9 protein-coding genes and 1 pseudogene are annotated in these 10,407 nt (G+C 60.4%); 5 read left to right on the forward strand and 5 right to left on the reverse strand.

Annotated features, from left to right (window positions below):
- Both AB4099_RS34770 and AB4099_RS34775 read left to right on the forward strand, forming a co-directional pair.
- Positions 1–297, forward strand: a pseudogene (locus AB4099_RS34770) (FMN-binding glutamate synthase family protein); the annotation flags it as partial.
- Positions 298–329: 32 nt separating this feature from the next.
- Complete coding sequence (locus AB4099_RS34775) at positions 330–653, forward strand: hypothetical protein (RefSeq protein WP_441481443.1); 324 nt, start codon at positions 330–332, stop codon at positions 651–653.
- A 110-nt stretch (positions 654–763) separates the two neighbouring features.
- Here the strand turns inward: AB4099_RS34775 and AB4099_RS34780 are convergent, their stop codons facing one another.
- Positions 764–2,509, reverse strand: coding sequence for a putative bifunctional diguanylate cyclase/phosphodiesterase (locus AB4099_RS34780; RefSeq protein ID WP_441481444.1), 1,746 nt, complete (start codon positions 2,507–2,509; stop codon positions 764–766).
- Between the two features lie 112 nt (positions 2,510–2,621).
- On the opposite strand from AB4099_RS34780, the gene AB4099_RS34785 reads away from it, so the two are divergent.
- On the forward strand, positions 2,622–3,605 hold the full coding sequence (locus AB4099_RS34785; RefSeq protein WP_441481445.1) for an AraC-like ligand-binding domain-containing protein: 984 nt from the start codon (positions 2,622–2,624) through the stop codon (positions 3,603–3,605).
- Positions 3,606–4,035: 430 nt separating this feature from the next.
- Here the strand turns inward: AB4099_RS34785 and AB4099_RS34790 are convergent, their stop codons facing one another.
- The gene (locus tag AB4099_RS34790; RefSeq protein WP_441481446.1) at positions 4,036–5,841 is read right to left on the reverse strand and encodes a sensor domain-containing diguanylate cyclase; all 1,806 of its coding nucleotides are present in this window, start codon (positions 5,839–5,841) and stop codon (positions 4,036–4,038) included.
- An 803-nt stretch (positions 5,842–6,644) separates the two neighbouring features.
- On the opposite strand from AB4099_RS34790, the gene AB4099_RS34795 reads away from it, so the two are divergent.
- Complete coding sequence (locus AB4099_RS34795; RefSeq protein ID WP_441481447.1) at positions 6,645–7,502, forward strand: AAA family ATPase; 858 nt, start codon at positions 6,645–6,647, stop codon at positions 7,500–7,502.
- Positions 7,480–8,403 carry an ATP-dependent metallopeptidase FtsH/Yme1/Tma family protein gene (locus tag AB4099_RS34800; protein WP_441481448.1) on the forward strand — a complete coding sequence of 308 codons (924 nt, stop codon included), beginning with the start codon at positions 7,480–7,482 and terminating at the stop codon, positions 8,401–8,403. Before AB4099_RS34795 ends, AB4099_RS34800 begins: the two co-directional genes overlap by 23 nt.
- Positions 8,404–8,730: 327 nt before the next feature.
- Here the strand turns inward: AB4099_RS34800 and AB4099_RS34805 are convergent, their stop codons facing one another.
- The 3 genes from AB4099_RS34805 to AB4099_RS34815 form a co-directional block, all read right to left on the reverse strand.
- Positions 8,731–9,219, reverse strand: coding sequence for a GNAT family N-acetyltransferase (locus tag AB4099_RS34805; RefSeq protein ID WP_441481449.1), 489 nt, complete (start codon positions 9,217–9,219; stop codon positions 8,731–8,733).
- Between the two features lie 155 nt (positions 9,220–9,374).
- The gene (locus AB4099_RS34810; protein ID WP_441481451.1) at positions 9,375–9,680 is read right to left on the reverse strand and encodes an ABC transporter substrate-binding protein; all 306 of its coding nucleotides are present in this window, start codon (positions 9,678–9,680) and stop codon (positions 9,375–9,377) included.
- A 204-nt stretch (positions 9,681–9,884) separates the two neighbouring features.
- Positions 9,885–10,088 carry a hypothetical protein gene (locus AB4099_RS34815; protein ID WP_441481450.1) on the reverse strand — a complete coding sequence of 68 codons (204 nt, stop codon included), beginning with the start codon at positions 10,086–10,088 and terminating at the stop codon, positions 9,885–9,887.
- Positions 10,089–10,407: the final 319 nt, after the last annotated feature.

Genomic DNA, 10,407 nt, shown 5'->3' on the forward strand with positions numbered 1-10,407 from the left:
CGCAACACCATGCACGCGCTCGGCGAAATCGCGGGTGCGGCGGGCCTCAGCCATCCCAGCGACTTCATGCCCTATCACTTCATGTTCAGACAGAAGGACAACGAGTTCCTCGATGGCAACGAGGCCTTCCCCTATCTGCCGGAGGGATTCCTGCTGGGCGGAGACGAGTTTCCGGAGCTCGCCGATTGGTACAGCCGCTGGGACCGCGCCAGTTCCGACAGTTTTGCTCCGCCGGAGATTCCCCATGGTCCGTTCCAAACGCGTCGGACCGCGAGGGCGATGGCAGGCGTCGCATAATCGCCACGACGTGCCGCTTGTGCGACAAGGGCATGACCAACGACAAACGCGGCCAGACGCGACGTCTCGGAGCCCGGCTGGTGGTCATTCCGTGCGGGGTCGGTCCGGACGATGCGGAAGGCGGTGCGCTTCGAGAAACAGCCGACGATTACGGCCGTCGTCATCCCGACTCGGCAGCGAGGCACGGAAAGCCACGTCCGTACCGCCTGGCGCTGGATCAGAGTTGCGCCAACAGCGGAACCTGGCGCTTTGCCCGGAACCGGACATTGGCAGGCGGTAAAACCGCGGCCGGTTGGCGATCCAATACGGACGTTCGCGGCGTACTGTCCGAAGGTCGAGGTGTAGCCATTTCCTGAAGTCCAGAATGTCCGAATCCGGGCGGTCGGTTTGGGCGAGAGGGCCAACGCGAAGGGCTGGCGCCTCTCGGACTCTGCCCTCCGGCAGCTTGGCCCGAATCGAGTTGCGCTCATGCCACCGTTTGGGCGACGACTTCTGCGAAGGCCTCCGGATCGATCGCCTTACCGAACAGGAAACCCTGGCCAAAGTGGCATCCTAAATCTCTCAGCCGCGCGCATTCCTCGTGCGTCTCTATGCCTTCAGCGACGATCTGGAAGCCAAGTACATCGGATAGACGAACAATCGCTTCGACAATGATCGTTTTCGACCGGCTTTGCCCAAGGCCGCGGATGAAGCTGCGATCGATCTTGAGTTCGGTAATGGGAAACTCCTCCAGATAGCGCAGATTCGCGTATCCGGTTCCGAAATCATCGATCGAAAGGCCAACGCCGAGGTTTCGCAGTCGCGTCATGATGGCTATCATCGCGGGGGCGCTCTCCGCCATCTTGCTTTCCGTGAGCTCAAGCGTGATCCAGCGAGGATCGACGCCGCTCGCTGAAATTACTTCGCTCACGAATGCAGGCATATCGCGGTGCCTAAATTCGATGGCTGACACATTGATTGAAACGTTGAGCGCACGACTGCGCCCCTGATTCATCCGGGCCGCGAAGTCTGCTACGGCGCGTAAGCCGCGCCGGCTGATCTCCAGGATCAGCCCCGTGTCCTCGGCATGGCCGATAAAGCCACCAGGCAACTGCGTGCCGAACAGGCCGTGTCGCCAGCGCAGCAAGGCCTCGGCCCCCACAATGGCCCCTGTCGAGAGATCAACCTTGGGCTGATACTGAAATCCGAACTCGTCGTTTGCCAGCGCCTGCCGTATCTCGCTGGTCATCCGGACGCGATTGCGGCTGCGCATCTCATCCTCGGCGTTGAACTCGCAGGCTTCGAGAGAGAGGCTGGACTTGGAGCGTCGCAGGGCGGAGTCGGCCTGGCGCATCAACCTCGTTGCGTCCAAAGTCGAAACGCCGACGACAAAGCCAATGGCAAAGCGAATGTTGATTGTCGCTCCCGTCACTCGGAAGTTCGACGCCAAAGCAGAGCGGATCAAATTGATCGTCTCTCGGGTATTATTCTGGTGCCCTAGCGGCTGCGCGATTGCGAATTCGTTGGATCCCGTTCGTGAAACGACAGCGAAGCCCACGCTCCGGATGCGATCGGCGATCTGTGTCAACACCTCATTGCCGGCGTCGTAACCATAGCTCGCGTTGATGTCGTGAAATCCTGCAACATCGAGCTTGGCGACAAGCATCGGTTCTGACTTATCTTTTGTGAGATGAGCAACCTCGTCCGCAAATGCACTACGGCTAAGCGCGCCGGTCAAATGATCGATGCGTACACTGTGCTCGACGCGATCCAATGCGCGCTTACGCACTGTTACGTCGCGCATCAACCCCAGGTAATGTGTTGGTTGACCATGAGGCGCATTGATTGGAGTAAGACTAAGTTCATTCCAGAACATTTCGCCGTCTTTTCGATAATTGCGAAGTGTTACGCAAACACTAAGTCGACTATCGATCGCTGCGCGCAGATATTCGATTTCTGGCTGGAGGCGGTCTCCTCCCTGAAGGTAGCGACAATTTTTCCCAATTACTTCGTTCTTTGTATACCCAGTGATCCGCTCAAACGCTGGGTTAACATATATCAGTGGGCAATCCCTATCGGTCAGATCGCCAACGAGTATCCCATCTCTCGACAGGTCGAGGAGGTCATTTAGATTCACTTTGTAGGTGAGTTGATCATGCTCGCCGTCGCGTTGGTCACGCGACAATACGGGAAGTATTAGATCGCCAAAATCGGATTTGTAGATTTTGTCCATATTGGAGCCATCGCCATGTTTGTGATTTCATGAACCCTACTCGACTCATGCGCCTGGTGATCGGCTGGGTGGGCACTGATGATCGGCCGTGCTTCCAGGCCGGGAGGCTGAAATGAAGTTGGTGTTCTCGACGGCAGACGTCCCGCGTCGCGACCGGTTCGACTACTGGCACAGCGTCGCCTGCCAGAACGTGACCCATCACGATTCCAGGCCGCGCTGCCGGCCGGAATTTCATGCGGAGCTTCGGTCGGGCGCTCTCGCCGACCTCGGCTTCGTCGAATTCAGCAATGCCGCGATGGCCGTCGTTCACAGTGCCGCCCACGCCGCGAATGCGAATTCTGATGAGATCCTGATCTGTCGCCAAGCAGCAGGTCGGCTGGTGCTGGAGCAAGAGGGCAGGGATGCCTTGCTTGATCCAGGCGACATGACGCTCCTCGATCCATGCTTGCCCTATACGGGGACGTTCTCTGCCGACTCGCGGCTGCTGGTGGTCAAAGCACCGAGGCGGCAGCTGGAAGCGCGCATAGGCCCCTTACGAGCGGTTGCTGCCCGCACGCTTCGGCCGGTTGAGGCTGAGATCGGATTGACCTCGGCATTCTTGGCAACGCTGCCGACGTTCCTTGACCGCCTAAGCCCAGTGGCGGAAGAAACCGTCAGGAGCCAGACACTGGATTTGATCGCGCTGTCGCTGGGAAAAGCGGGCGGAGAACAAGCGCAGCGCTCTTCGTCGGCTCGTTCGCTGGTCCGCCTGAAGGTACGCGCCGCGATTGAAGCGCGCCTGCATGAACCGCAGATCGATCTGGGATCGGTTGCAGCCGCGGCGGGTGTGAGCTTGCGCTACGCCAATGCCGCGCTGGCAGATGAAAACACGTCGATCTCGCGGGTTGTCCAGGAGAGGCGGCTGGCGCGCTGTAGGAAAGCCCTCGAAGATCCTGCACAATCGCACCGGACGGTGAGTGATATCGCTTACAGCTGGGGGTTCTCGGACATGACCCATTTCGGCCGGAAATTCAGGGCAACATTTGGCCGGTTGCCAAGCGAATATCGCCGCTCGTTGAGCGAGGCACGTCAGTCGAAGACAACCGACATCACGTGATGCACCATACCCCGACATCGGGTGCCTGCCAGAAAGCGGACATTCCCGCGCGCGGCGGGCATCGGAAAACATCCTTCCATCAGCGTCTTGGCGGTCAGCGATGTCGTTCGATGAACTGAGCAGAGGGGTATGGGGGGAGCCAAGCTTGTCGGTGATCATGCGTCGAGGCGGGCGATTCTGCTTCCTGAGAAGGCGCTTCGCTGTCCTGATCATGTTGATCTGACTTGGCCCATCAACCGCTCAGGACCAAGCTGCCAGTCCTTGAGCCGTTGGAGAGCGCAATCGGATTGCCTCTTGACCTGGCCGAAACGATCCGACTTCCGCGAGCACGATCGAGGCTGAAGATTTCGGAGGGGACTGCAAGTGGTTCACGGTCGCGGTTCCGCAACTGCTCTAGAGCGTTGTAAGCTCTGCGGCTTCGACCTTCTGTCTATGCTGCCAGCGGGCATTCGTTCGGAAAGATCTCCTGCGCCTCCATCGACCTGACGGCACTCCGGGTTCGATTTCGCCCCGCGCTTTTGGCTTCGTAGAGCAGTTTGTCGGCTCTTTCATAGAGACTCGCGAAGCTTTCATCGTCACAAAGGTCCGTAACACCCATGCTGGCAGTTACGGGTCGTTCAAGACCTGCGACTGTATTGGCGACAATTGCCGGGATCGCGTTTCGCCGCCGCTCGGCCTGGGTGCCAGCGTCACCCCCACGTAAGAGGAGCATGAATTCTTCGCCGCCGAAGCGGTATGCCAGAACATTCAGGTCAGCCTGCAGGGCTTTGGCCACAGCCTTGAGCACCGCATCTCCGACCACATGCCCATTGACGTCGTTGATCGCTTTGAAGTGATCAAGGTCGATCACGGCCAACGTGGCGAAGCCTTCCACCCGAAGCTGCTCGAACTGCCTCTCGATCGCCCGCCGATTGAGCAATCCCGTCAACGGGTCCGTTTCCGAAAGCCGTTCAAGCAAATCGGCTTCAGTGCGTGCGCGATCTCGCTCGCGCTTTATGGTCACGAACCGGTCAGCTACGCCAAGCGTCGTGAAAAGCACTTCGCACAGGCAACCGACGTAAAACATGAGCATGGCATCGGCATTGTGGAACCAGGGAATGATCCCGCTCACCAGACGGATCAGCCCGACCAGCACCAATGGCGAGTATCCAATAGCCTGAAACTTCGCGGCGCGGCTTCCGCGGCATAATGCATCGACCATCGACAATAAGAATACGGCGAGGATCGGCGCAAACGCCGCCGTGTATGCGCTCGATTGTATGGGCCGGGCAACGAACGGAAAAGCCGCATGAAACGTGGCCAGGAATAGTGCCCATGCCGCACAATAGGGCAGCAGCCGCCGAAGAACCGGATGCATCAGACCGGGTTCGATGAAGCTGTAGGTGAACATGGCTCCGGACGCGACGGTGATCCCGAAGATCAAGGTCGTCATCCAGCTCAACGTCATCGCGGGCGGATTGAAAAATGCAACCGAGAGCCCCGATGAAACCAGGATGGTCATCAACAGCGACAGCGTGAGGGCCGAGTGCCAGAGAACGAAAGGCTCACGCAGGATCCGATAGAATGCCGCATTGAAGAACAAGGGCATGAGGAGCATGCCGGCAAGCCCCGCTATGATCAGCAGGAGCCGCATGTCCCCCTTGTCGCCGCCGACGGCATCGATCGACGTCAAAAGTGCCCTCTCCAGAGTCATCCGGTGGCTCGGCAGGTCAATTGCGACGACGATCTGCCGTGTCGCGTGCGTCACTTCCGGCAGGGAAGCCTTGAAGTATCCGCCAACCATTGAACTGGCCAGGGCAGCCGCGGCGACGAACGTTTGCCGAACCGCGCCATCCCTGTCGATCGCAAGCAGGTGCACCCCCTTGAGTGCGCTCCGCCTTGAGAGAAAATATCGGGGAGGGCTATCGTCGGGGCTGATTTCGAACCGAAGCAGCACCCGCTCCGCAGCAATGGAGAACTTTTGATCCCCACAGAGCCATCGCTCGGCTGACCGAGCTATGGTGACCACCTCTTCGGAGATGCTGCCAGACGCCCAGCAGGAGCCGCGAATGTCCGTGTCATCAGCCGCGCTAGCCGATCCGGCGCCAAGATGCGCAAGCGCCACTAGAAGCAGCAAGGCCGCCAGAATACTCTCTCGAAAACCACCCCAAGACATGAGGTCCCGATAGGGCGAGAAGCTTTCGATGCAGTTAAGTGCAGCATAAGGGCGCCGGGTGCAATGGACCAAATCCGACACGCCCTGACTTCGCTCTTAAGGCCGACTGTTTCAACATAGGGTAACGGTCTGGTTGCTCTTCTTGGGAGGTCCACCTAAACGCGTCAGCAGTGCCGCGCTCATCCACACCACCGACGCTCCTCGCGAGCAGGTGGCCGGCGTAGTTCGCAGTAGCCATGGTATCCGGCGCTAGGCAGTCGCCGATCCGTTCGACGCGCATGAGACCGCGGTCGATGATTTTGCGGCGGAAGGTCGAAAGCCTGAGTGAGTTGAGGCCATTGCGCGAAGCCCTGCTAAAGGAACGTGGCTTGGTCCTCGAGGAGTTGGTGAAGTCTTCGACGCTGTTGCCGCCGCGTAATCGCCAGCCACCCAAGCCGGTCGCGTGGACCGCGCAAAGCCTCAAGGCCGCGTAGCGCCACAAACGGACATCGGCCTCCTGCCCGGAAGGAGACGCTCCCCGCCACATCGCCGGCGTTCACCCGTCTCACCATCGCAATAGCTCCGGACGGGCGCCTGCATTCAGACGGTTGGGACCGTATAGAGTCCGCAACGGGCCAGCTTAGGCCTTCCGACCGAACTGCCGGCCTGAATACCCCACCGAAGTCGCAGGCGCCTGGCCCACATGCGGCATGGCGCTGACGAGGACGCGTCGCTTCAGGCACTGTCCGAAGCCCGGGGAGAGGCTCGGCCATCTCCGAGCCCCAATCTTAAGGATAAAATTAACGAGTTGTTTACTCTTTCCCGAGGCGTGCGACGCTCGTCAGGGTCGATTCAAAGTCCGGGCTCGCATGCTTCATCTTCTCCGCGTCCTCACCCTCGCGCTCGTGCTGGGCACGCCGGTGCTCGCATCGGCGGCCCCCGAACATCGACCAGCTGAGATCTCGTTTGCCGAGACGCTGAAGCTCGCCGAGGCCGGTCAGCTGAAGAGCGTCCGGCTCCTCGATGATCGCCAGGCGCGGGTGACGACGATGGATGGGCGCTCGGCAGTCATTCGGACGCCGGTGTCTCAGGCCTGGGCGATAGACCTGGCAAAGAGCGGCACGGACGTGGAATTCGGCAGTCCCGAGGTCAGTGCGCTCAGCCTGTCATTGGGAATTTTCGGGCTGGTGGCGCAAGTCCTGGTGCTGGCCCTGATCGTCGGAATGGCCGTCTGGCTGCTCCGCACTGTCCGAAGCAAGTCGAAGATCGGTGAGTTCATCAAGCCTGGCGACCCGAAATCGTTCACCCGGTTCGATCACGTCGCTGGAGCTGACGAGGGTAAGCAGGCTCTCCGGGACATCGTGGCTTATCTGAAGGACCCGTCGAAGTTCGAAGCCGTGGGCGCCCGGGCGAGGAGTGGGGTTCTGCTCGAAGGTGATCCAGGCAACGGCAAGACTCTCCTGGCCAAGGCGGTGGCGGGCGAGGCTGGCGTTCCCTTTCTTTCGGTCTCCGGCTCTGCGTTCCAGGAAATGTTTGCCGGTGTCGGCGCCGCACGCGTGCGATCGATCTTCAAACAGCTGCGCAAACGCGCTCCCTGCATTCTCTTCATCGACGAGATCGACTCGGTGGGAAAGCGGCGCTCCGATGGCTCGAGCTCGGTGGAAAACGATTCCGCCAACACGCTCAACGAGCTGCTGACGCAGCTTGACGGGTTGGGGTCGTCCGCGGGCATCGTCATCATTGGCGCGACCAACCGCATTTGATGTCCTCGACCCGGCGCTGGTGAGGGCCGGCCGCTTTGATCTGCACATCACCGTGCCGGCACCTGACCAGATGGCCCGTGAACGGATCCTTTTGGTTTCGGCGCGCGACGTCGAGATCGCCCCGGACGTCGATTTCGCGACGGTCGCACGCGGAACACCCGGTTTCTCGGGAGCCGATCTGGCGACGCTGGTGAACGAGGCTGCATTGCGTGCCGGCAAACGCGGCGACCATCAGGTCAGGATGGCGGATTTCGAGGAGGCGCGTGACGCCAAATTGCTCGGCGGCGACCAGCGCCACGGACTGATGATCGATCCCGACGAGATGGAAACGATCATCGTGCATGAAGCAGGGCACGCGCTGGCAAATGTCCTGCAGCCGGAATGCGACCCGATCCACAAAGGCACCGTGGCTCCCCGCGGGCGCTCGCTTGGGCATATCGCAATGCTGCCGCTGAAGGACCGTGTGCTGCTCCGCAAGTCGAAGCTGAAGGCCGAACTGATCGTCACGATGGCAGGCCGGGCTGCGGAGGAAATCAAGTTTGGCGTCGACGCCATCACGAGCGGGGCTGCCGCGGACATCCACGAAGCGACCAAGATAGCCCGCGATATGATCACCCGCTTTGGCATGGGCTCGACGATGGCCAGCCGCGTCGACGGCGGCAGTGCGTTTTCGGCCCGACCGATCTCGGAGAATTCAAAGCAGCGCGTCGATGACGAAGTCGAAGACTTGCTGCGCGAATGCTACGCCGCCGCTCTCACGCTGCTGCGCGCCAACGAGCCTGCCCTGGACGCACTCTCCGCGCGTTTCCGGGAGCAGGACACACTCTCCGGCGACGAGATCCGGCAGATCGTCAAAGACGCCATCGAGATGGCCAATGTGACCAAAAGCCAGGCTGCCTAAAGCATCGGCCCGAAAAGTGGATTGCGGTTTTCAAGGCAAAGCCGATGCGAACACAGAAAGCATCTGCCCGAAGAGTGGATTGCGGTTTTCGAGGCAAAGCCGATGCAATCACAGATGGTTAGATCACCGGACCGGATACGATATCCGATCCGATGATCCAGCATGGCCGTCGGGCCGCGCGCCCTGATTGCGCGCGGCCCGGGAGATCGCGTTCAGCCCGACTGCCGGTTGCCCTGGTGGCGAACGCCTGCAGGGGAAGGGTGTCAGGCCCGGCGGACGTTCCAGAACAGCGGGGAGGACGCCGTCAGGATGCCCTGGGGTGCCCGTTCACCGATCCACGAGCGAAAGGACGACTTCGACCTCCTCGTCGAACATTCCGCCGGTGGGAGAAAAGCCGAGCTTTTCATAGAATGCCTGCGGGCTGCCCGGCCCAAGGCCAAAGCTCGTGTAAAGTTCTCTGATACCCCGCGATCGGAGGCGCGCAGCGATCTTGGAGATTGCCTGCTTTCCAAAGCCGCGGTTCTGAAAAGGTCTGGCGATCATGAAACGCCACAAGTAAGGGCCAGGGCAGTCGATCCCATCGTCCCAATCCGATCCTTCGTGCACCATAACGAAACCGATCAAGACGTCGCCCGCATAAACTCCACGGAACCAAGCCGATTCCGAACAGAATCCTTCTGCAATCGACGACCCGTTGTCCGCGACAAAATCCCTCTGTTCTTCCGGCAGAGTCTCGCTCAGTTCACAAATTTCAGAGACGTTTGCAGACGTGACCCGTCGAAACGTTGCCTCTGCATCACGTGGTGGCAGTACCATATTCGAATTTCCTGCGCTGTTGATAGTAATAATTGTAATTTCGACTCGATATAAAATGCATGAATAGAAATAAATAAAATAAGATCGCGAACTATCGCCTGTTTTGGGCTCCGTTGGCATTTTTGTATTGACCACCGCTAGGGAAGGTCGAGCTGTTAGCCTGCCTCTTCGAGGAGCTGTTTCGCGCGTGCGGCATTGGGTTTGGTCATTGGCAGATCGCGATTGAGCCCGAAGATATGCGGCGTCACCAGCTGTCCGACGGGTTTGCCGAAGCCTTCCATGGCGATCTCGGCGAGCGCCTGGCGATCGATCGCGAGATCGAAGGCTTCCCTGACGCGCGCATCGAGGAATGGGTTCTTCGCCAAGGGTGAGCCGTCCTTGGCGAAGATCTGAGGGCTCTTTTCGCGGAAATCGAAGTCGACGTTGAACAGATAGATCGTCCGCCGCTGCCTTAGCCCTATCGCCGTCGATGGGGCCCGTCACCACGATATCGATCCAGTTACCCGGGGGAACGATGAACGGCCGCGCTACTTGTCTTCAGCTCTCAGACCAGGGGTTCGACCGCCCCCGCAGCCGGCACCATCCAAAACCCGCCGGATCGCTCCGGCGGGCTTGCTGTCAGGCTCCGAGCAGGATCGCCCTCCCAAGATCAACCGGATGGGCCTTCACGCCCGGCGGACGTTCCAGAGCAGCGGGGAGGAGGCGGTCAGGATGCCCTGCAGGTTGCGGCGATAGGCGGTTTTGGGAATGATCTGGCCGAGCGGCGCGACGGGCACGGTGTTGAGCGCGCTGCGCTGGACATCGTCCAGCAGCCTTTGCGCCTGGGTCTCAATGGTGCTGGCCAGCCATTGCGCCGTCAACGTCTCCATCTCCGGGCTGTCATGCCAGCCAAACCAGCCGGACGCGCCGGCCCCGGCGGATAGAGAGGTTCTCCGCCGGTTGGTGACGGAGGAACCGGGCCAGTTCGTGTGAAAAATGCTCCAGCCGCCGCGCGCGGGTGCCGTTCTCAAACCGGAATGCCGGTCGGGCCTGACTGAGAGCCTGTCCCTTGGGCTGCTGTCGCCGACGAGCTTCCGGCTCGAAGGTCAGGTCCGTTGCTCCAGGGCTCCTGGCGCGTGAATTCGAAACGGCATCGGCATGAATGGCGCGAGGCTGCCGGGCGGCTGCCATGCGAGCACAACGACCGAG

The organism is Allobosea sp. 2KB_26 (assembly GCF_052115715.1).
Classification (GTDB): Bacteria; Pseudomonadota; Alphaproteobacteria; order Rhizobiales; family Beijerinckiaceae; genus Allobosea.